Below are 20,905 nucleotides of genomic sequence, written 5' to 3'. Positions count from 1 at the left end.
TGAACCTACTGGTGACCGGGGCGCATCTCTGGGTAATGCGCCCGGTGGAAAATGCGGCCCGATCGTATGCGATCGTGGACGAGGTGCCGTTTCCGCAGACAGCGCCTCGCGGTGGGAGGGTTGATGGGCCAGGACGTGTCGGAGGTCCCCTTCACCCGGGAGGACCGCATCCGGTACCGGCAGAAGGTACGCCGGTGTCTGGACGTCTTCGCGCTCATGCTCGACGACTTCGGCTTCGACGCCGACCGGCCGACCACCGGCCTGGAGATCGAACTCAACCTGGTCGACGCGAACGCCGAACCGGCGATGCGCAACGCGGAGGTGCTGGACAACCTCGCCGACCCGAGCTTCCAGACCGAGCTGGGCCAGTTCAACCTGGAACTCAACGCCCGGCCCCGCCTGATCGAGGGGGACGGCTTCGCCGACTACGAGCAGGACCTGCGGGCCAGCCTCGGCCGGGCGGAGGAACTGGCGGTCAAGTCCGACGCCAACATCATCCTGATCGGCATACTGCCCACGCTCACCCCCCGGCACCTGGTCCGCGACAACCTCTCCAGCAACGAGCGCTACCAGGTGCTCAACGACCAGATCGTCGCCGCCCGGGGCGAGGACATCGAGCTGGACATCCGGGGCGTCGAGCGGTTGCAGACCCACACCGACTCGATCGTCTCCGAAGCCGCCTGCACCAGCCTGCAGTTCCACCTCCAGGTGGCGCCGGACAGCTTCGCCGACTACTGGAACGCCGCGCAGGCGATCGCCGGGGTGCAGGTGGCGCTCGGCGCGAACTCGCCGTTCCTGCACGGCCGGCAACTCTGGGCCGAGACCCGGGTCGCCCTCTTCGAGCAGGCCACCGACACCCGGCCCGACGAGCTCAAGGCCCAGGGCGTACGCCCCCGGGTCTGGTTTGGCGAGCGGTGGATCACCTCGATCTTCGACCTCTTCGAGGAGAACGTCCGGTACTTCCCGCCGCTGCTGCCGATCTGCGACGACGAGGACCCGGTCGAGGTGCTGCACAACGGCGGCATCCCCCGCCTTCCCGAGTTGCGGCTGCACAACGGCACCGTCTACCGGTGGAACCGGCCCGTCTACGACGTCATGAACGGCCGCCCCCACCTGCGGGTGGAGAACCGGGTGCTCCCGGCCGGACCGACGGTGGTCGACATGCTGGCCAACGCCGCCTTCTACTTCGGGCTGGCCCGCGACCTCGCCGAGGGCGACCGGCCGATCTGGAGCCAACTGACGTTCAGCGCGGCCGAGGAGAACTTCCACGCGGCCGCCCGTCGGGGCATCGACGCGACAGTCTCCTGGCCCCGGCTCGGCGAGGTGAAGGTCACCGAGCTGGTCCTCGACGTACTGCTGCCGAGGGCGGCGGCCGGGCTGGACCGGTTCGGCGTCGGCGCCGAGCACCGGGACCGGCTGCTCGGCATCATCGAGCAGCGCTGCCGCACCGGCCGCAACGGCGCTGTGTGGCAGGTCGAGGCGGTGCGGGCCGCCGAGCGCGGCCGGGGAATGGACCGGTCCGAGGCGCTGCACCACATGCTGCACCGGTACGGCGAACTCCAGCGGACCGACGAGCCCGTGCACACCTGGCCGGTCGACTGACCCGGGTCAGCGGGAGCGGCGCCCGAGCCTGCCCAGCCTGCCCTTCGTACCGCCCCCGGTGACCGGCTCGGCGGACTCCCCCGCCCCTGCGGCCCCGTCGTCCGCGGCACGGTCCGGCTCGGCGTCGGCACGGTCCGGTTCCGTGGCGGTACCGTTCGGTCCGGTGGTCGCCGGGGCGGGTGCACCGTCCGGCTCGGTGTCCCGGAGCCGGCCGGCGGTGCTGGTCGAAGGTGCATCGGTGTCGGCCCGGTCGGCGCCACGCCGTGCCCGGCGGCCGGGCTGATTGGGCAGCCGGGCCGGCCGGCCCGCACCGCCGGCCGGGCTGGTCGCGCGCACTTCTCCGGTCGGGTCGGCCGCGTGCTCTCCGGTCGGGCGGGTGCCGACGTCGTCGGTGTGACCGGTCTGCTGGAGCAGCTCCGTGCCGGCGGACGGGGCGGTGGAGTCGGCGTGTCGGGCCATCGTCTCCGAGTGCTGCGCCAGCGCCGCCACCAGCGCGGACCCGGCGAGCCCGGCGACCACCGCGTACGGCGCCATCAGATGTGCCGACACCTGCTCCGGCCGGATGCCCGCCAGGCGGGGAGCGGCGACGAAGTAGGCGACCGCCACCAGCAGCGGTCCGCTGATGCCGGAGACGGCGGCACCCACCCGCGTCGCCGGCCGTCGCGCCGCCGAGCGGGCGGCGAACGCGCCGATCAGCAGCGCGGAGCCGAGTGAGAGTGCCGCACCGGGCCAGTAGAAGTAGTCGCGGAACCAGAAGGCTTCGCCGCTCGAGGTCAGCTGCCACACCCCGAGCTGCGCGGCGGAGAGCCCGCGTCCGGAGAGTACGCCGTCGACGACCGAGATCACCGCGAGCGCCCAGAGCCAGCAGACCGTACCGAGCACGTTGCTGGCGACGGCCGGTGACGAGATGGCCCAGAGCGCCGTGACCACCCCGAGCACGATCCCCAGGATCGCGTAGCCGGCCGCGACGGACTGCGGAGCGGCAGTGTCGGCACGCACCACCGCCCGAGCGGGTACGGCGACCAGCACCACGGTGACCAGCGCGCCGATCGCACCGGAGACGGCGAGCACGACCCGCCACAGAAAGGTGGTCAGGGTCGGCGGCCGATCGCCGGCGGGGCCGGCCGGACGTCGGCCGGCTCCGCCCAGCCGGTGTGCGCAGACGGCACCGGCGACGGTCGAGGTGGCGGCTATCCAGGCGGCCCAGGTGAGGCTGGCGACCCAGGCCGCCTCGCTGGTGCCACCCTCCGACGGCAGCCAGGCGATGATGCCGAGCCCGTAGCCGAAGCCCAGTTGGGCGGCGCCGGCGCCGGCGGCAACGCCGACCGCCGTCGCGACGGATCCTCCCCAGCCTCGTGCGGCCATGCGGGGCAGCGTAGCGTCCACACGATGCCGGGGCGAGCCCACGAACCGGGAGCAGCCGTCCCGACACGATACGTGGCAGGTTGCGCTTCGAGGGCCGGGCCACCGATGCTGTCGGCACCGTCGCCACACCCGCAGGTATCGCAGCCGTACCCAGACAGTTCCGCCCGCATGGAGGAGCCGACGACATGCCGAGAACCACCACCACGCCGGGCCGCCCGTTCCGTCCCATGGCTGCAGCCAGGGGTTTCTCGGGCGGCGCTTGATGACGGACGAGGCTGTGGCGGGACCACCGGACCTGGGCGGCGGTTCCTCGGACCGGGCGGGATTGTTCGCCGGCGCGGCGGTCGGGCTGGTCATCTGTGCCGTCGTCGGTGCCCTCGGTGGGTACCTGCTGGCCGGTGACGGTGGGCCGGACCAGCCGGATGCCGGCGGCGCCACCCCGACGGCGGAGGCGACGAGTCGGACGCCACGCAGTACGCCGAGTCAGACCCCCAGCCGCCGGCCGAGCAGCGCCCCGCCGCCGGTCGGCCAGATGATCCTGCCCGACGTGGTCGGCGAGGACTTCCAGAAGGCCCGGGCCAAGCTGCTCGGGCTCGGCCTCGGCGTGCAGTTCGTCTTCGGCAGTGCGGGCGACGACCCCACGGTCGCCAGTACCCACCCGAGGGGTGGGACCGCGGTGAAGCGGGGCACCACGGTCCGGGTCACCGTGGTGGGTGCGGCACCGGAGGTGGTGGTGCCCGCGCTCGCCGGCGAGTCCTGCAAGCAGGCGGCGCGGCAACTGGTCGACGAAGGCCTCTATCCGAACTATCCGACCGGGAAGCGGGGCGAGGTACGCCACCAGGAGCCCTCCGGCGGGACGGTGCTGCGCTGGAACCAGCGGGTCCGCCTCTACTGTTCCGACGGCCCCCTCCAGAGCGGGCCGCCGACGCCCTAGCCCGTCGCCGGCGGAGCGCGGGCAGACACGCCGGGCCCGCGACGATGGGCGGCGGCACGTCTGGTCGGATAGGTTTGACGCGGTTCGCCCGGTCCATCCGATGGCGAGAGGACGTGGCATGGCCGAGGATCCGCGGCAGCCTCCGCAGGACCGGGGTGTGGACGGAGACCGGGGCGCACCCGACGACCGGCCGCAGGACGCCCGCCCGGAGGACCGGGCCGGAGGCGCCGGGCCCGCCGATGCCACCCGGACCGGCGGAGCCGACGATCCCACCCGGACCGGCGGGACCGCCGATGCCACCCGGGCGGGTGAGGCCGGCCGACCGCCGGGTAGGGCCGACGCCACCCGGGCCGACCCGACCACGCGGCCGCTCGACGCGACCGTCCGGCGGCCCGACACGACCGCGCCGATCCCGCCCCGCGAGCCGGCCTGGTCCGGCCGGGCCGGAGTGCCGCCCCGCGGCCCGACCCCGCCCCACCAGCCGCAGCCGGACTGGGGTTACGGCGCCGAGGAGGACGACCGGCGCTGGTGGATGCCGATCCTGGTCGGGACGGTGGCGGTGATCCTGCTCGGCGTCCTGGTGGTCGCCGGCTGGGCGATCTTCGACTCGGCCCGGCGCGACGCTCCGACGTCGCCGTCCCCGGTGGTCAGCACCCCGGCGGCGCCGACCGCCTCCACCACCGGTCCGCCGACCACCGCCGCCACCACGCCGAGCGCCACCCCGGGGGGCACCACCGAGGCACCGGTACCGCTGCCTCCGCTGGTCGGACTCTCTCAGCGGGAGGCCGTGGCGGAGCTGGAGCGGCTGGGACTGGTGCCTCGGATCCGGCCACAGACCTCCGGTCGATCACCGGGAACGGTCCTGGACACGGATCCGTCGACCGGCACGGAGGTCGAGCCGGGCGGCGAGGTCGTCCTCGTGGTCGCCGTGCCGCCGACCCCGCCGCCGACCACCGCGCCCGGTCCCACCGGTCCGACCCAACCCACCCCGTAGGCCGGGTCGGTCCGGTTACCAGTAGCGGCGCCTGGTGCCGACCATGACCAGCCCGACCGCCGAGATCACCAGGCCGAACAGGCCGGAGTACGCCAATGAGCGCTGATAGCCCGGCGGTGGTCCGCCGGTGGACGGCGGTGCCCCGGCCCGGGTTTCGGCGTCGTCGCCAGGTTGCCGGTCCGGACCGGTCGGAGCCCGGTGGGCATTGTTGTCGAAGGCGGTGGCCGGATCGGTCGCCGGTTCGACGGTGCTGACGGCGTCGTCCGGAGTCCCGTCGTCGTTCCCGGTCGGCATCCGGTGCCAGGGCCCGACGCGCCGCCCCGGCCAACCCCGGTCGGTACGGGTGGGGAATGCGGAGGCGGCCGCGCCGCCGCGCCCGGAGGGGTCGGTCAGTTCCGGTGCGGGTCTGGTACGCCCCGATTCGACCGGCGTCGGGTTGGCGGCCGTGGGGCGTACGGCCGGTGGGCGGCCGGTGCCGGTGCCGCTCGTGCAGCCGGGCAGGCCGACGGTGATCAGGATAAGCAGCAGGCTGACCGGCATGCTCCGACACGTCGTCCGGTGTCGGTCGGAGGTCTCAACTGCCATCGGCGGCTCCCAGGTTCGGGGCCCTCGACGACGTGCGGGTGGTGAACCCGTGGGGTGGGTACGCCAATTCTAGGGCGGTGACCGTGGAGGCCGCGCGACGTTGCCGCAGATGCCGCTCAGCCCACCCGGACTCGGGCGGTGACGGTGCTGGAGTTGGTCCGGGCGGGTGGCCTGGCCCGCGGGTAGTTGTGCCGGCCGGCGTTGGTCTGGAGTTGACGCAAGCCGTTGACCTGCACGAATATCGACCGTCGTGCGACCGCGTCGCCGCTCGGGTTGAGCTCGTAGCCGTCGAGCCAGACCCAGCCGTGGTAGGTCTGCCAGTCGTGCACCCGGATCACCCGGAAGTAGATGGGTTCGGCGAACTGGACGCTCGCCGCGCGGGTCACGTGGAGCACGTCACCGGAGCGGGGAAGGGACACATCAGCTCCTGTCCGACTGGCGCCGGGCAGGCCGGCGGAAGTGGCGGGGCGGGGGTCTGGTGGGTGGTTCTGACGCGGTCACTCGGCTGCGCCGCCAGGGAGTGGCCGAAGGAGTGGGGCGTCGGCCGGGGCGATGCGTCGTTGCCATCACATCGCCCCGGCCAACACCTGTCGACTCCGGGACGCGCCAGCCGCCGTAGCGGCCCTGGCATACAGCGGCGGGGGCTCTTACCCCGGAGCGGGGCTTCTCGCCGTACCGCCGGCACGGCCGTCCCCACGGTCAGGCGAGAATGGGGGAGCATTGCGTCGCCTGACCAGAGGGGAACGCTGCGTAGCCCGAGCCATACGGACAGGGTGCATCAAGAACATGATCAATGCAAGTTGCAGTTTGCCCTTTGCTCCGGGATGGCGATAGTGGGCTGTACGGCGCTTGATGCGCCGCGCGTGGAACCGGCAGACTGGATCCGGTTTCGGCCCCTGCGGCCGAGCGGATCATCGCTCCATCCGCCGCGAATGATCCCCGCCGGTCGGCGGTCGAAGGCGCGGCGGCAATCCGACTCCCCAATTGATCGTCCGGAGGTGTCCCGGTGACCGAGCGCCGGAGCCCGACCATCCGCCGTCGGCGGCTCGGAGCCGAGCTGCGCCAGCGCCGAGAGAAGGCCGGAGTCACGATCGAAGCCGTCGCCGAGTTGCTGGAGTGCTCCGCGTCCAAGGTGTCCCGGATCGAGACCGGTCACACCAGCGCCACCGTCCGGGACGTCCGGGACATGCTCGGGATCTACGGCGTGACGGGTGCGGAGTGCGACGAGTTGATCCAGATCGCCCGGGAGGCCCGGCAGAAGGGCTGGTGGCATCCGTACAGCCCGGTGCTCGCCGGGGCGTACGTGGGGCTGGAGGCGGCGGCCGCCTCGATCCGGGCGTACGAGCAGCAGACCGTGCCCGGACTGTTGCAGACCCAGGAGTACGCCCAGGCGATGATCCGGTCCGCCCGGCCGGACTGGGTCGCCGAGGAAGTCGACCAGCGGGTCCGTGTCCGGTTGGGTCGTCAGTCGTTACTTGACCCGGACGATCCGATCGATCTGTGGGTGGTGCTCGATGAGGCGGTGATCAGCCGGCCGGTGGGCGGCGACGCGGTCATGCGAGCCCAGTTGGAGCGGCTGGTGGAGGCCGCTGACCTACCGAACGTCACGCTCCAGGTCCTGCCGTTCGACGCCGGTGCGCACGCCGGCATGGACGGCACTTTCACCATCCTCGGCTTCCCGGAACCGGGTGACCCGGACGTGGTCTACGCCGAAAACGCTACGGGCGGGCTATTTCTGGAGAAGCGGGATGAACTACAGAAATACATATTTATCTTCGATCATATCCGCGCGGCAGCCCTACGCCCGGAGGAGTCCGTCGCGCTGATTTCGAAGTTGGCAGAGGAGCCATTGTGGAAGTGGAGACAAAGGGGTACCGCGTCGACCTGAGCGGGGCAGCCTGGCACAAGAGTTCGCGCAGCGGACCGAACTGTGACAACTGCGTCGAGGTGGCCTTCGCGGGCGGCGCGATCGCGGTACGCGACTCGAAGAACCCGAGCGGGCCCGCCCTGATCTTCACGCCCGACGAGTGGGACGCGTTCGTCGGCGGTGCCAAGGACGGCGAGTTCGACCTGCTCTGAACCACCGACACCCCAGCGCGGTCATCCGCTCGGCATCGAAGCCGCCCGGATGGCCGCGCTGGTCCGCGTCGATGTACCCGACGACATCCCCCGGACGTTCCGACTCCCGGGCGCCTCGACGTCGCCCGGCGGGTCCGGCCGGCCGTCGCCAGTGACCGGTCGGGTCGTTGTACCAAGTGGCACGAGTCGGGATGACCGGCCGCCGCAGGGGGTTCGCACACCGAGCGAGGCAGGCGAGACACATGACGATCGGGTCGGAGAATCTGGGCAACGGTTCCGCCAAGCCGGAACGGTTCGGCGGCAAGTACCGGGGCGCCCGTCGGGACACCAGCACCACCGTGGAGGAAGCGCCGGCCGAAGGCGACCTCGGGGCGTCGGAGGGCGCACCGGCGGAGCGGGTCTCCGAACTGGGCGCCGGTCTGGCGGCGGCGAGCCCGCCGGAGCGTACGCCGACGCTCCCGTCGCTGGACATGGGCGGGCTGACCGAGCCGGTCTTCCCGCCGGCCGGCTGGCCGGACGTGCCGCCGAGCGAGCCGCTCGTCGACCATCCGCTGCTGCGCGGGCTGCTGCTGGAACTGCCGCCGAAGGGCACCGTCCCCGGTTCGCTCTGGCTCGACCGCTGGTTCGAGGCCGCCCGGGCGATCCTCGAACTGCTATACGTGCAGGACACCAGCCGTACGCGATGAGCGCGACCGTACGGTGACCGCCCGCTCCACCAGCCGGCTGTGCCGCAGCGCGTGCCGTACCCCGATGGTGCCGACCGCGAGCACCGCCGCGGTGAGCACCACCCCGATCATGCCCGGACTGGTCAGCGGCACCAGACCGGTCGCGGTGACCAGCGCCGGCAGCATGACCAGGCCGGTCACCTGCACCGGCAACGCGATCATCGGGTGGGCGGCGGCGGCGCGCAGCGCGGGTGGGGCCGGGGTCTCCGGCGCCGAGGCGAAGGCGCCCGCGCCGACCCAGAGCTGCCGCAGGCGGCGTACCGTCACCGCCGCGACGGCCGCCGCGGACACCGCCGGCAGCGCCAGCCCGGCCGCGGTCCGGTCGGCGAGCGTCGGCTCCGCCTCGACCAGACCGCCCAGCAGTATCCCGGCCAGGCCGGCCAGCCCGGACCCGACCAGCGCGAGGAGCAGCCCGGTACGTCGGCGCAGCGGCCGCGCGGCCCGTTGCTGCGGCAGCCCCTCGACGACGAGACCGGCCGCGAGCCAGACGGCGGCGATCGCGAGCAGGATGACGAGATCGGTGTCCATGCCAACAGCCTTGCCCGGTTTCCGGCTGGGCGAATCCGGGCCCGCCCCCACCGATCCCCCGAGAAGGCACCCGTAGGGGGTGCGGCCGCCCGCCGACGAGGGCAGAGATGACCATCTCTTCGTCAATATAGAACGTTCGGGATCTACTGTTCCGCAAGGGTTCTGACTACTGTCAGCTCGATCGGTCGTGCTGACCCGTCACTCAAACGGGGCGGGCGGTCGTGCACCGATCGGAGGGGAGGAGGGGAGATGAGTCTCCCTCGTAGGTCCGTGATAGTCGGAGTGTCCACTCTGGCCATGATCGCCGCTGCCGCCGTACCGGCCGCCGCGGCTCCACCGGAAGCACCTGTCCGGGGCGTCGGCAGCCCGAACGCCGTCGCCGACAGCTACATCGTGGTGTTCAAGGACACCGCGGTCGCCCGGGCCAACGTGTCGACGACGGCGCGGGGCCTGATCGGCAAGCACGGCGGCAAGGTGGGCCGCACCTACAGCGCCGCGCTGCGGGGCTTCGAGATCAGCGGCTCGGCGCAGACCGCGCGGCGGATCGCCGCCGACCCGGACGTGGCGTACGTCGAGCAGAACAAGATGTTCCAGGTCAGCGGTACCCAGCCGAACCCCCCGTCCTGGGGCCTCGACCGGATCGACCAGCGGAGCCTGCCGCTGAACAGCTCGTACACCTATCCGAACACGGCGTCGAACGTGAACGCGTACGTCATCGACACCGGTATCCGGTTCAGCCACGGTGAGTTCGGCGGCCGGGCGGTGAGCGGGTACGACGCGATCGACGGCGGTACCGCCGACGACTGCCACGGGCACGGCACGCACGTCGCCGGTACGGTCGGCGGCACCGCGTACGGGGTGGCCAAGGCGGCCCGGATCTACGGCGTACGGGTGCTGAACTGCTCGGGTCAGGGCAGCACCGCCCAGGTGGTCGCCGGGATGGACTGGGTCACCGCGAACGCGGTACGCCCGGCGGTGGCCAACATGAGCCTCGGCGGCTCGGCGGACAGCGCGATCGACACCGCCGTCAACAACTCCATCAACGCCGGCATCACCTACGTGGTGGCGGCCGGCAACGGCAACACGCTCGGGGTGCGGCAGAACGCCTGCAACTACTCCCCGGCCCGGGTGCCGAACGCCATCACGGTCGGTGCCACCCAGAACAACGACGCGGCGGCGAGCTTCTCCAACTACGGCACCTGCGTCGACATCCTGGCGCCGGGCGTCGGCATCACCTCCGCCTGGCACAACAGCGACTCCGCCACCAACACCATCAGCGGCACCTCGATGGCGTCGCCGCACGTGGCCGGCGCGGCGGCGCTGGTGCTCTCCGCCAACCCGACCTGGTCGCCGCAGCAGGTCCGCGACCACCTGGTCGACAACGCCACGCCGAACGTGGTGACCAACCCCGGCACCGGCACCCCGAACCGGCTGCTCTACGTCTCCGAGGGCACTCCGGCGAACGACTTCTCGGTCTCGGTCTCCCCGGGCACCGGGTCGACGGCGCCGGGCGGCTCGGTGTCGGCCACCGTCGCCACCGCCACCACGGCCGGTTCCGCGCAGTCGGTGACGCTCTCGGCGAGCGGCCTGCCGAGCGGTGCCACCGCCACGTTCAGCCCGGCAACGGTCACCTCCGGTGGCTCGGCGACGCTGACCATCGCCACCACCGCCAGCACCGTGCCCGGGACGTACCCGCTGACCATCACCGGCACCGGGGCGTCGGCGACCCGGAGCGCTTCCTACACGCTGACGGTGACCGGCACCGGCACCGGCTGCACGGCCAGCAACCCGACCGACGTGGCCATCCCGGACACCAACGTCAACGTCACCAGCGGGATCACCATCGCCGGGTGCAACCGCAACGCCTCCAACACCTCGACGGTGGCGGTGAACATCGTGCACACCTACCGGGGTGACCTGATCATCGACCTGATCGCTCCGGACGGCAGCGGATACCGGCTGAAGAACAGCAGCATCTTCGACGGCGCCGACAACGTGAACACGACGTACACGGTCAACCTCTCCGCCGAGGCCGGCAACGGTCTCTGGCGGTTGCAGGTGCGGGACGTCTACTCCGGGGACACCGGCTACATCAACGCCTGGACCCTGACCCTGTAGTGCGCTGACCCGACAGCGGGCGGGCCCCTTCCCACGCCGGGAAGGGGCCCGTCGCGTCGTCCGGGCCCGCCGTGGGCAGGGCGATCAGAGGGTACGCAGGTGGAAGCCGCCGTCGACGTCGATCACCTGGCCGGTGCTGAACGGCAGCAGGTCGGTGGCGACGGCCACGACCGCCCGGCCCACGTCCTCGGGCTGCCCCCAGCGCCGGATCGGGGTCAGGCCCTGATTGAGGATCAGGTCGTCGTACCGGGCCCTGACCGGGCCGGTCATGTCGGTCTCGATGACGCCGGGCCGGATCTCGTAGACGTTGATCCCGTGCTCGGCCAGCCGGGCGGCGTAGAGCTGGGCGGTCATCGCCAGCCCGGCCTTGGTGACGCAGTAGTCGCCCCGGTTGACGCTGGCCGTGTAGGCGCTGATCGACGAGATCACCACGATCTTCGGCCGTTCGACCCGGCCGGCCGCCTGCTGCGCGATCATCGTGTTGGCGACGAGCTGGATCAGGAAGTACGGGCCCTTGAGGTTGATGTCGACCAGCCGGTCGAAGGACTCCTCCCCGGCCTGGAGCAGGTCCGCCCGCACGCTCGGCGCCACCCCGGCGTTGCTGACCAGCAGGTCGATCCGGCCGAACACGGCCGTCGTCTCGTCGACCAGGTGCCGCCGGTCCCCGGCCCGGGACACGTCGGCCCGGACCAGGTGGGCCCGGCCGCCCAGGGCCTCGACCTCCTTGCCGACCTCCGCCGCCGCGTCCGCGTTGCTGGCGTAGTTGACCACCACGTCGTGTCCGGCGCCGGCCAGCGCCAGCACCACGCCGCGGCCGATCCCGCGTGACCCGCCGGTCACCACCGCCACCGGTCGGCCGGTCACGCCCGCACCCCCGACGGGCCGAAGAAGGTGTAGTACGGCTCGTCCTGGGCCACCCGCTGCAGATAGAGGGCCAGCTCCCGGGCGTGGTAGTCGCCCCACATGCTCGACTCGCCGTTCGGCACCCGCTGCCCGGCGGGGACGTGGTCCCAGCCGTTCGGCCGGTGGTAGACCGAGTGCAGCAGCAGGCCCTGGTGCCGGGCGTCGGTGCTCAGGTACGGCTCGCCGAAGAGCGTGTCGGCGACGGTCAGCCCGGCCTGCCAGTACTTCCGGCCCTCCTCGGTCCGGCCGGCCCGGTCGAGGTGGCGGCCCAGCCGGAGCAGCCCCTGCGCGCCGATCGCCGCGGCCGAGGAGTCCACCGGCTCGTGCGCGTTGTAGGGGTCGGCCGGCCGGTCCAGGTAGTCGCCGAGATGGACCAGCCCGGGCGCCCCGGTGTCCCAGTACGGCACGCCGTCGGTGGGGGTGTGTGCCAGGTAGAAGTCGCAGGTGGCGGTGGCGGCGCGCAGCATCGTCGCCTCGACGGCGGCCCGGCCGCCGTACGGGGTCAGCTCCTCGTCGGGCAGGACGGCGAGGAACTCCAACTGCTCCGGGAAGCCGAGCATCGCCCAGGCCAGGCCCCGGGTCCAGGTGCTGAACGGAGAGTACCCCTGCTGGGTGCTGGGGCAGCGGTAGCTGCCGTCGTTCACGTTGAAGATCGATTCATGGGCGGTCCGTCCGGGGACGTCGTAGCTGTCCCGGCCCTCGCCGTAGTAGACGTTCCACCGGGCGGTGTTGCCGGCGTGCTCGACCAGCCGGCGCAGCAGCGAGATCCGCTCGTCCCGCTCGCCCATCAGCACGTGTCCGAGCAGGTGCGACACGGCGAGCGCCCGGCAGGACCGGATGGTGTCGACGAAGAGCGACTGCGGCCCGTTGAACGAGTAGACGTAGCCGGTGCCGTCCGCCGTGGTCTTCCAGCGGGCGGCCTGCACCGCGCCGGTCAGCTTGAGTGCCAGCTCGTAGAAGTCCCGCTCGGCCCGGTCGGCGGGGATCCGCCCCTCGTTCATCAGCCGCCACAGGTTGCCGTACGTGCTGACGTTGTTGAACCCGTGGTCGTGTACGCCGATGTGGCTGACGTGGCTGGCCATCACCGCGACGGTCTGCTCCCGGCCGGAGTCGAGGAACCGCCGCTCGTCGGTGGCGTCGAACTGGAGCAGCGCGGAGCCGTACTGGAAGCCCTGGGTCCACTCGGTCCAGCCCCGGGCGGTGTACTGCCCGTCGACCGTGAAGACCGGCGACGGGGCGCCGGGCGGGCAGCTCTTCCCGATCGAGTCGATCTTCTGAGCGGAGACCTCCCAGAGCCGGTCGATCTTCGGTAGCAGCGCGGACGGGGTCAGGCCCTGGTCGATCCTCATCATCGGCCCAGCATAGGAAAGCGCTATCCTGGCGCAACAGGGGGCGACCGGATGAATTCCGTCCCATGGCGGGCCCGGCCAGGGCCGGTCGGCCGCCACGGGGTACGGGGCGGCCGGCAGGTCGAAACTCAGGAGTCCCCGTCCCGCGTCGCGGGTGCCTCGTACCCGGGATAGCCGAGCACCTCGACGAGATCGCCCGTGGCGGCGGCGAAGGCCTCGTAGATGTCGTCGTCGAAGTGGTTGCGCCAGTCGCCGGGCTTCCCCTTGCGGTAGTGGGACAGCGCCGGGTCACTCGCCTGGGTGTTGCGCATCCGCGAGAAGCTGTACCGCGACAGCAAAGCCGCCAGCTCGGCCGGCGGAATGGGAATCCCGCAGTGCCGCATCAACTGCTCGACCTCGTCCGCCTGCCGCTCGCCGGTCAGGTCCTCGTACCGGCAGACGCGGACCGTCTCCGTGTTCGGGGCTTTCGCCCAGGCCCGGAGGGACCGGAAGGTGCCCTTGTTGGCGAGGTGCTCGATGACGTGCAGCATCCCCTCCTTGAAGGGCTTCTCCTGGAGCACCTTCCGGACCTGGAGGACATCCCCCATCGCCGTGTGTGAACTCCGATAGGAGAAGTAGCCGGAAACGACGAGGTCCCGGGGGTCCCGGAGGATGAAGAACGTCCGATACCGCCCGGACTTGGGGATGTTCATGAATCCGTTGTAGGAGACGAAGAGCGACGAGACGATGCGGCCGGGCGGGAGAGGCTGTGGATAACGCCAATTGTGCGGCCGCGGATCGTACGGGAGCAGCCCGCTGTAGCGGTAGATGACGGGATCGCTGAACAGGGCCTTGACCCATTGGCTTCCCGCCTTGCGTACCGTGCAGTGAAATATGTTCTCGAACTCGCTGCGGACCTCCACCGGGACCGTGAGTTGTAGTTTCGCGTTGTGGGCGTTGCCCATCACCCGTCGCGCCACCACACGCAGGGAATTAGGCGTGTAATGCTTGGTCAGCTTGATGGCCCGCTTCATTGTCTGAACCCTCTCCATGCCTGCGTGGTCGGGGGGAACCCGCAGGACAGTCGAGACACGTTTCGGCTGTCTCATCCCTCCGGTCTGGAAGGCTACCCTGGACCGCCTGCCGACAACCGGCTCGGTGTCGAGCGCCTACTCCCGCACCCCCGCGAGCTGGGCGGCCGGGGTGCGCAGCGCCAGCATCGCCGGCACCAGGCTGGCCAGCACGGCGGCGAGCAGGCACCCGGCCGCGATCAGCGTGATCGGCAACCACGGCACGGTGACCTGCGGCTGCGCCACCAGTTCGGCCAACCGGGCCCGTAGCCCGGCCAGCATCGCAGCGCCCACCAGCGCGGCGAGTGCCGTGCCGGAGAGTCCGACCAGCACCGCTTCCAAGCCGATCATCCGCAGCACCTGCCCGGGGGTCGCCCCGGACAGGCGCAGCACCGCCAGCTCCCGCCGCCGGTCGTTGGTCGCCATCACCAACGTGTTGGCGATCGCGATGCCGGTGTAGAGCAGCGCCATCCCGAGCACCGCCAGCAGCGCCACCCGGTTCTGCTCGTACTGCGCGGCGTCCCCCGCCACCAGGTGCTCGGGAGTCGGCAGCACCCTCCCGCCACCGGCGACGGCAGCCGCGTCGAGCGCCACCGGATCGCCGCCGTCCAGGTAGACGACGTCGGCGCCGCCGGGCTGGTGTGCCCGGCCCAGCTCCCAGGGCAGCAGCAGGGTCCGGTCCAGGTCGACCGAGTCGGCGAGTACGGCCACCACCCGCAGCCGCACCTCGGTCGTGTCGGCCAGCCACACCTGGACCCGCTCACCGACCCGCCAGCCCATCGACCGGCTGACCGCCACCGTGTCGGTACCGGTCAACCCGGCGACCGAACCCGCCACGGTCGGCAGCCGCAGCACCCGGTCCAGCCCCGCCCCGACGAATCGGGCGGAGTACTCCTCGGGATAGTCGTCGCTGCGCACGTACACCTCGGTCCGCCGGCTCGGGACGGCGGCGCGCACCCCGGCGACCCGGCCGAGCGCCGCGACCGTCGGCTCGGCCAGCCCGACCGGACCGCTCGCGGTCGCCACGGCGGTGGCGGCGACCCGGTCCCGGGCCGAACGCTGCTCGGCCTCCCACAGCGTCGCGGTCAGCGGCAGGGTGGTGGCCGCGATGCCGACGGTGACCAGGATCGGCGCGGCGGTGGCGGTGGTGCGGCGCAGCGCGCTCAACGCACTCGACCGGGCGATCGTGCCGGTCTGGCCCCGAAGTGCGGCGCCGAGCAGCGGCACGAGCACCCGGATCAGCACCGGTGCCAGCAGCCCGGCGGCGGCCAGCCCCAACTGGGCGACCAGCATGACCATCGCCAGGCCGTCCGAGACCCCGATGTCCGGCAGCGCGGTGAGCAGCAGCACCGCACCGGCGAGGAAGAGCAGCCCGAACGACCACCGCCCCCAGCCCATCACCCGGGTGTCGACCGACGCCTCGCGCAGCGCCTCGACCGGGCGTACCCGGGCCGCCCGCCGGGCGGCGATCCCGGCGCCGAGCAGGGCGACCAGCAGCCCCACCCCGGATGCGGCGAGCGGCGGCCAGAGGATGAACCGGGCGGTGAAGTCCTCCGGCGCGAAGCCGGACCGGGCCAGCCAGTGCGCGTACGGCGGCGCGGTGACCAGGCTGAGCGCGCTGCCGGCCAGCCCGGCCAGCACTCCGACGAGTACCGCCTCGCCGAGCACCAGCCGGCGGATCTGCCGTGGCGTGGCACCGGTCGTCCGCAACAGTGCGAACTCGCGTCGGCGTTGGGCGACCGCGAACGAGAACGTACCCGCGACCACGAAGATCGAGACGAAGGTGGCCACCCCGGCGGTGGTGCCCAGCAGCGAGGCCGCCAGGGCCAGCGCGTCGCCGTCCTGATCCGGCTCGGCGGCCGCCCGGTCGTCGCCGGTGAGCACCCGGAACCCGGGCGCGGCGGCGCGGACCCGCTCGGCCAGCGTGCCTGCGGAGACACCGTCGGCGGCCCGGAGCGCCACGGCGGTGATCCGGTCACCGGCAAGCGCGGCGGCGGCCCGGTCGGTGAGGAAGGCGACCGCCGGCCCGTCCTCGCCGGCCGGCGCCAGCACCCCGCTGACGGTGAACGTCCGTGGTCCGTCCGGGGTCTGCACCGGCACCCGGTCGCCCGGCCGGTGTCCGCCCGGCGAGGTCAGCACCACATCCCCGTCCACCGTGGGCGGTCGACCCACCAGTGGGCCGTACCCACCCAGCGCCGCGGCCGACCAGGGCCGGGCCACCCCGGCGGTACCGGCCAGGTCCACCGGCACCCGGCGGTCGGCTACCGCCTCGGTGACCCCCGGCACCCCGCCCAGCCGGTCCGCCAGCTCGGCCGGCACCGGCCGCGAGTACGGCGTATCCGTGGTTGTCGTGTACCGCTCGTCGCCGGTACCCGTGGTGACGCTGACCGACTTCGGTCCGGCCACCACCACGTCGGCGTTGCCGTACCACCGCGGTGGCCGGTCCGGACCGGTGACGCTGGACGCCAGCGCGAGCCCGGTGGTGGCCAGCAGGCAGACGCCGAGGCAGAGCGCGACGAAGGTGCCGACGAACGCCGTCCAGCGACTGCGGAACGTCTGGCCGGCCAGCGTCAGCACGGCGCCACCCGACCCGGGCCACCCGTTGCCGCGCCGTCCACCGGGAGCGGGGCCGCGCCGAGCGGGACCGGTGCGGGGCGGACCGGCGCCGGGGCGTCGGGCGCGGCCGGTTCCAGGGCGGTCATCCGCTCCGCCACCGCCGACGCGGTCGGCTGGCGCAGCTCGTCCACCACCCGCCCGTCGGCGAGGAAGACCACCCGGTCGGCGTACCCGGCAGCCACCGGATCGTGGGTGACCATCACGATCGTCTGTCCGGCCCGGTCCACCTGCCCGCGCAGTAGCCGCAGCACCTCGCGCCCGGCCGTGGAGTCCAGCGCACCGGTCGGCTCGTCGGCGAAGAGCACCCGGGGCCGGGTGATCAGCGCGCGGGCGATCGCCACCCGCTGCTGCTGACCGCCGGAGAGCTGGGCCGGCCGGTGCCCGGCCCGCCCGGCCAGTCCCACCGCGGCGAGCGCGGCCCGGACGTCGCCCCGGTGCGGTCGGTGCCCGGCCAGCCGCAGCGGCAGGGCGACGTTCTGTTCGGCGGTGAGCGCGGAGAGCAAATTGAAGGACTGGAAGACGAAGCCGATGGTGTCCCGGCGCAGCAGCGTCAGCTTCGTCTCGGAGAGCCCGCCGAGATCGACGTCGCCGACCGTGACGCTACCGGCGGTCGGCCGGTCCAGGCCGGCCGCACACTGCAACAGCGTGCTCTTGCCGGAACCCGACGGACCCATCACCGCCGTGAACGTGCCGTCGACGAAACCGAGGGTCACCCGGTCCAGCGCGATGACCGCGCTTTCGCCCGAGCCGTACCGTTTGCTGACCTCCGCCAGCCGCACCGCGTCCATGGCAGCGAGTCAACCGGACCCGGCACCCCCAAACACTCCCGGCGACCGGCCTCTCGCGGGTAGGGGCAGCCCTACCCGGCCAAGGAGGAGCTGGTCAGACCGCGAAGGTGGCCGGGCGGTCGGTCGCCGGGGCCGGCGGGGTCGCCTTCCAGATCCCGAGCCGCTGCGCGGTCAGCCGGGCCACGTAGGCCGGGTTGAGCACCATGTAGCGGTGGAAGAGACGCTTCGGCTCCAGGCCGAACCGCCACAGCCACTCCAGCCCGACCCGCTGCATCCACGGTGGAGGCTTGCGGAGCAGTCCGGCGTGGTAGTCGAAGGCCGCACCGACCGCCATCAGCGGCATGTCGAGCAGCGGTCGCATCGCGTACGCGAAGACCTCCTGCCGGGGGCAGCCGAGCCCGACCAGCACGAGCCGGGCCCCGGAGGACCGGATCCGGTCGGCGATCTCGGCGTCCTCGCCCGGGCGGGCCGGCCGGAACTTCGACGACTCCGTCCCGGCGATCTTCAGGGCCGGGAACATCCGCTCCAGCTCCGGGATCAGCCGGGCCAGGGTCTCGTCGGTGGAGCCGTAGAGGTAGACCGGCATGCCCTCGTCGGCGAACCTGGCCAGCACACTCAGGGTCAGGTCGGGTCCGTAGACCCGCTCGGCCAGGGCGGCGCGGTGCAGCAGGTTGAGTGCCCACCGTACCGGCTGCCCGTCCGGGGTGACCACGTCGAAGGCGTTGAGCCGGGCGTTGTGCGCCGGGTCGAGCACCCCGGTCATCACCCCGTGCACGGCCAGCGCGGTCAGCGCCATCGGCCGGCGCTCCCGCCCGGCCGCCACCACCTGCTCGGTCGCGGCCTCGTAGTCGACCGCGTCGACCAGTACGCCGAGCACGTTGCGCTTACCCCGCGAGATCACTGTCCTCCCCCTGCCTCGCTGGTCGGCGCCCTCACGGCCGCGGCACCCACTTGTCGACGTTGGCCGCGTGGATCTCCTGGAGGATCATCGGCACGTCGTAGATCTGCTTCCAGTGCGGGTAGTCGCGCTGGAAGGCGGCGTTGGAGCCGATCCACCACTGGTGGTCGCCGACCCGGTTGGCCTCGCGGTATTCGGTGACCATCTCCCGCCCGGTGATCTTCTCGGCCAGCGCGAACGCCTCCAGGTGCGAGCAGTTCGAGTGCCGCCCGCCGCCGAGGTTGTAGACCGCCGCCGAACGCGGCTCCCGGAAGAACGCCTCGAAGGCCGCGACCACGTCGTGGCTGTGGATCGCGTCCCGGACCATCTTGCCCTGGTAGCCGAATATCTTGTATGTCCGGCGTTCCATGTTGCAGCGCATGACGTAGCCGAGGAAGCCGTGCAACTCGGTGGCGGAGTGCGCCGGACCGGTCAGGGTGCCACCGCGGAAGCAGGCGGTCTTCATGCCGAAGTAGCGACCGTACTCCTGCACCATCACGTCCGCGGCGACCTTGGAAGCGCCGAAGATCGAGTGCAGCGACGCGTCGATCGACATGTCCTCCTTGACCCCGTCGAAGTACGGGTGGTCCGTGGCGAGCTCCCAGCGGGTCTCCTGCTCGACCAGGGGGAGGCTGTTGGGCCGGTCGCCGTAGACCTTGTTGGTGGAGCAGTGGATGACCGGCGCGTCGATGCAGTGCTCGCGGACGTTCTGCAGGACGTTCAGCGTGCCGCCCGCGTTCACGTCGAAGTCGGTGAAGGGGTCGCGCACGGCCCAGTCGTGCGAGGGCTGCGCGGCGGTGTGGATCACCACGCCGATGTCGCGGCCGTACCGCCGGAAGATCCCGGCCAGCGCGTCCCGGTCGCGGATGTCCACGTCGTGGTGCGTGTACGCGTCACCGAGGTCGCTGGTGAGCCGCAGCACGTTCCACGCGGTGGACGCCTCCGCGCCGAAGAACTGCCGGCGCATGTCGTTGTCGATCCCGACCACGTCCAGGCCGAGGCCGGCGAAGTGCCGGACCGCCTCGGATCCGATCAGGCCGCCGGATCCGGTCACCAACGCGACTGTCACACGTCACTCCTGGTTCGCCTCGGTCGGAAACCACCGGAGCATAGCGCGGTGGCGCCGTTGCCTCGACATGAACAAGGGGCCCCGTGTCGCCACGGAGCCCCTTGAGGTGGTGGGGAAGGGGGGAGTTGAACCCCCACGCCCTTTCGGGCACACGGACCTGAACCGTGCGCGTCTGCCATTCCGCCACTTCCCCTGGCGAGGCGTGACCCGCGTCGCCCCGTGCCCTCCCGACGAGAAGCCCGGGACAACCCGACTCATTCCCTGAGCGCGCCACAGGACAATAACGATCGTGTCCGGAGCCCACTCTTCGGCATGTGTCGGGACATACTACGCTGTCCCTACTGCCGCCGCGGGTGTTACCGCCCGCAGCGGATGGAAGAGTAGCACGACCAAACCCGGCCGCTGAGGAGAGGCCGGCTGCAGGCGGCCGAGCGGCGTGCGAGCCGCACGTGCGGCGGCCGGATACCATCATGTCCTCGGAACCCGAGGAGGAGCCGGTGAGCGTGCTGCAACGCTTTGAGAAGCGTCTGGAGGGCCTGGTCGAGGGGGCCTTCGCAAAGGTGTTCAAAGGGGTGGTGCACCCCGTCGAGATCCTCAACGCGATGCAGCGGGAGGCAGAGGCGCACAAGGCGATCCTCGCCGGTGGGCGCACTCTGGTACCCAACCGCTACGTGATCGATCTCTCGCCGTACGACCACAGTCGGCTGGCGCCGTACGCCGCCGCGCTGGCCCAGGAGCTGGCCCAGTCGCAGGCGGAGTTCATCGGTGAGCAGGCGTGGACGGTCTACGGCGACGTCATCGTCGAGATCGAGCGCGGGGATGGTCTCGACACGGGCATGTTCCGGGTCACCGCCGAGGTCTACACCGGCGGCGACGTCGCCCCGGTGCACCAGTCGCCCTACGACCAGCAACCCGGCGGCTATCCGCCGTACGACCAGGGCGGCGGCTACGGCCCACCGCCGGGCCACGGCGCCGGTGGTCGCAACATCCGGCTCGTCTCCGGCGACGGCCGCACCTATCCGTTGCAGATGGGGTCGACCGTGATCGGCCGGGGCGACCAGGCGAACCTGCGGCTGCCGGACGTCGGCATCTCCCGCCGACACGCCCGGCTCGACTTCGACGGCGGTCAGGTCGTGCTGACCGACCTCGGGTCGACCAACGGCACCATGGTCAACGGGCAGCGGGTCTCGGCCGTGGCGCTCAACCCCGGCGACATGATTCAACTCGGCACCACCACCCTGACCTTCCGCGTGGACGGTTAACC

The 20,905-nt window shown here is 72.0% G+C and carries 19 protein-coding genes and 1 tRNA gene; 8 read left to right on the top strand and 12 right to left on the bottom strand.

From position 1 onward, the window contains the following. Positions 1-123 precede the first annotated feature (123 nt). Entirely contained in the window at positions 124-1,602 is a 1,479-nt protein-coding gene (locus tag EV371_RS06210) for a glutamate-cysteine ligase family protein (RefSeq protein WP_130461201.1), read from the top strand. Between the two features lie 6 nt (positions 1,603-1,608). On the opposite strand, the gene EV371_RS06205 is transcribed toward EV371_RS06210, so the two are convergent. Next, the gene (locus EV371_RS06205) at positions 1,609-2,967 is read right to left on the bottom strand and encodes a hypothetical protein (protein WP_207230420.1); all 1,359 of its coding nucleotides are present in this window, start codon (positions 2,965-2,967) and stop codon (positions 1,609-1,611) included. A gap of 262 nt (positions 2,968-3,229) precedes the next feature. Here EV371_RS06205 and EV371_RS06200 point away from each other — a divergent pair, with 262 nt between their 5' ends. Both EV371_RS06200 and EV371_RS06195 read left to right on the top strand, forming a co-directional pair. After that, complete coding sequence (locus EV371_RS06200) at positions 3,230-3,901, top strand: PASTA domain-containing protein (protein WP_165436617.1); 672 nt, start codon at positions 3,230-3,232, stop codon at positions 3,899-3,901. Between the two features lie 118 nt (positions 3,902-4,019). Beyond that, positions 4,020-4,895: a PASTA domain-containing protein gene (locus EV371_RS06195; protein WP_130461199.1), complete on the top strand. Its 876-nt coding sequence runs from the start codon at positions 4,020-4,022 to the stop codon at positions 4,893-4,895. 15 nt (positions 4,896-4,910) lie between these two features. Here EV371_RS06195 and EV371_RS06190 read toward each other — a convergent pair whose 3' ends face one another. After that, positions 4,911-5,480, bottom strand: a complete 570-nt coding sequence (locus EV371_RS06190) for a hypothetical protein (RefSeq protein ID WP_130461198.1) — start codon at positions 5,478-5,480, stop codon at positions 4,911-4,913. Between the two features lie 116 nt (positions 5,481-5,596). Beyond that, positions 5,597-5,899, bottom strand: coding sequence for a hypothetical protein (locus EV371_RS06185; RefSeq protein ID WP_349337635.1), 303 nt, complete (start codon positions 5,897-5,899; stop codon positions 5,597-5,599). Between the two features lie 587 nt (positions 5,900-6,486). On the opposite strand from EV371_RS06185, the gene EV371_RS06180 reads away from it, so the two are divergent. From EV371_RS06180 to EV371_RS06170, 3 genes are all read left to right on the top strand, one after another. Further along, a complete protein-coding gene (locus EV371_RS06180; RefSeq protein WP_130461197.1) occupies positions 6,487-7,368 on the top strand; it encodes a Scr1 family TA system antitoxin-like transcriptional regulator in 882 nt (293 codons plus the stop codon). After that, the gene (locus EV371_RS06175; RefSeq protein WP_130465694.1) at positions 7,338-7,559 is read left to right on the top strand and encodes a DUF397 domain-containing protein; all 222 of its coding nucleotides are present in this window, start codon (positions 7,338-7,340) and stop codon (positions 7,557-7,559) included. The genes EV371_RS06180 and EV371_RS06175 overlap by 31 nt, the downstream gene beginning before the upstream one ends. Positions 7,560-7,801: 242 nt before the next feature. After that, positions 7,802-8,245: a hypothetical protein gene (locus tag EV371_RS06170; protein WP_130461196.1), complete on the top strand. Its 444-nt coding sequence runs from the start codon at positions 7,802-7,804 to the stop codon at positions 8,243-8,245. Here the strand turns inward: EV371_RS06170 and EV371_RS06165 are convergent. Further along, complete coding sequence (locus EV371_RS06165; RefSeq protein WP_130461195.1) at positions 8,213-8,812, bottom strand: hypothetical protein; 600 nt, start codon at positions 8,810-8,812, stop codon at positions 8,213-8,215. The genes EV371_RS06170 and EV371_RS06165 overlap by 33 nt on opposite strands. Positions 8,813-9,061: 249 nt before the next feature. Between EV371_RS06165 and EV371_RS06160 the strand changes: the two genes are divergently transcribed. Next, a complete protein-coding gene (locus tag EV371_RS06160) occupies positions 9,062-10,930 on the top strand; it encodes a S8 family serine peptidase (RefSeq protein ID WP_130461194.1) in 1,869 nt (622 codons plus the stop codon). Positions 10,931-11,014: 84 nt separating this feature from the next. On the opposite strand, the gene EV371_RS06155 is transcribed toward EV371_RS06160, so the two are convergent. From EV371_RS06155 to EV371_RS06120, 8 genes are all read right to left on the bottom strand, one after another. Further along, a complete protein-coding gene (locus EV371_RS06155) occupies positions 11,015-11,794 on the bottom strand; it encodes a 3-ketoacyl-ACP reductase (protein ID WP_130461193.1) in 780 nt (259 codons plus the stop codon). Then, the gene (locus EV371_RS06150; protein WP_207230419.1) at positions 11,791-13,185 is read right to left on the bottom strand and encodes a hypothetical protein; all 1,395 of its coding nucleotides are present in this window, start codon (positions 13,183-13,185) and stop codon (positions 11,791-11,793) included. Before EV371_RS06150 ends, EV371_RS06155 begins: the two co-directional genes overlap by 4 nt. 125 nt (positions 13,186-13,310) lie before the next feature. Then, on the bottom strand, positions 13,311-14,195 hold the full coding sequence (locus tag EV371_RS06145) for a sulfotransferase domain-containing protein (protein WP_130461192.1): 885 nt from the start codon (positions 14,193-14,195) through the stop codon (positions 13,311-13,313). 135 nt (positions 14,196-14,330) lie between these two features. Then, positions 14,331-16,808 carry an FtsX family ABC transporter permease gene (locus EV371_RS06140; protein ID WP_130461191.1) on the bottom strand — a complete coding sequence of 826 codons (2,478 nt, stop codon included), beginning with the start codon at positions 16,806-16,808 and terminating at the stop codon, positions 14,331-14,333. After that, a complete protein-coding gene (locus EV371_RS06135) occupies positions 16,802-17,635 on the bottom strand; it encodes an ATP-binding cassette domain-containing protein (protein ID WP_130461190.1) in 834 nt (277 codons plus the stop codon). The genes EV371_RS06140 and EV371_RS06135 overlap by 7 nt, the downstream gene beginning before the upstream one ends. Before the next feature lie 94 nt (positions 17,636-17,729). Beyond that, a complete protein-coding gene (locus EV371_RS06130) occupies positions 17,730-18,536 on the bottom strand; it encodes a WecB/TagA/CpsF family glycosyltransferase (protein ID WP_130461189.1) in 807 nt (268 codons plus the stop codon). Between the two features lie 31 nt (positions 18,537-18,567). Next, positions 18,568-19,641, bottom strand: coding sequence for an NAD-dependent epimerase/dehydratase family protein (locus tag EV371_RS06125; protein ID WP_130461188.1), 1,074 nt, complete (start codon positions 19,639-19,641; stop codon positions 18,568-18,570). A gap of 107 nt (positions 19,642-19,748) precedes the next feature. Further along, positions 19,749-19,834 (bottom strand) — tRNA-Leu (locus EV371_RS06120). Positions 19,835-20,111: 277 nt separating this feature from the next. On the opposite strand from EV371_RS06120, the gene EV371_RS06115 reads away from it, so the two are divergent. Beyond that, complete coding sequence (locus tag EV371_RS06115; RefSeq protein WP_130461187.1) at positions 20,112-20,903, top strand: FhaA domain-containing protein; 792 nt, start codon at positions 20,112-20,114, stop codon at positions 20,901-20,903. Positions 20,904-20,905: the final 2 nt, after the last annotated feature.

The organism is Plantactinospora sp. CNZ321 (assembly GCF_004217235.1).
Note: the sequence above shows the minus strand (reverse complement) of the source record. Positions and strands in the feature narration are given on the sequence as shown.

Coding starts and splice junctions, on each gene's coding strand:
- EV371_RS06195 (WP_130461199.1), top strand. CDS start 4,020: ATGGCCGAGGATCCGCGGCAGCCTCCGCAGGACCGGGGTGTGGACGGA.
- EV371_RS06150 (WP_207230419.1), bottom strand. CDS start 13,185: ATGATGAGGATCGACCAGGGCCTGACCCCGTCCGCGCTGCTACCGAAG.
- EV371_RS06165 (WP_130461195.1), bottom strand. CDS start 8,812: ATGGACACCGATCTCGTCATCCTGCTCGCGATCGCCGCCGTCTGGCTC.
- EV371_RS06205 (WP_207230420.1), bottom strand. CDS start 2,967: ATGGCCGCACGAGGCTGGGGAGGATCCGTCGCGACGGCGGTCGGCGTT.
- EV371_RS06190 (WP_130461198.1), bottom strand. CDS start 5,480: ATGGCAGTTGAGACCTCCGACCGACACCGGACGACGTGTCGGAGCATG.
- EV371_RS06145 (WP_130461192.1), bottom strand. CDS start 14,195: ATGAAGCGGGCCATCAAGCTGACCAAGCATTACACGCCTAATTCCCTG.
- EV371_RS06135 (WP_130461190.1), bottom strand. CDS start 17,635: ATGGACGCGGTGCGGCTGGCGGAGGTCAGCAAACGGTACGGCTCGGGC.
- EV371_RS06115 (WP_130461187.1), top strand. CDS start 20,112: ATGTCCTCGGAACCCGAGGAGGAGCCGGTGAGCGTGCTGCAACGCTTT.
- EV371_RS06160 (WP_130461194.1), top strand. CDS start 9,062: ATGAGTCTCCCTCGTAGGTCCGTGATAGTCGGAGTGTCCACTCTGGCC.
- EV371_RS06170 (WP_130461196.1), top strand. CDS start 7,802: ATGACGATCGGGTCGGAGAATCTGGGCAACGGTTCCGCCAAGCCGGAA.
- EV371_RS06210 (WP_130461201.1), top strand. CDS start 124: ATGGGCCAGGACGTGTCGGAGGTCCCCTTCACCCGGGAGGACCGCATC.
- EV371_RS06200 (WP_165436617.1), top strand. CDS start 3,230: ATGACGGACGAGGCTGTGGCGGGACCACCGGACCTGGGCGGCGGTTCC.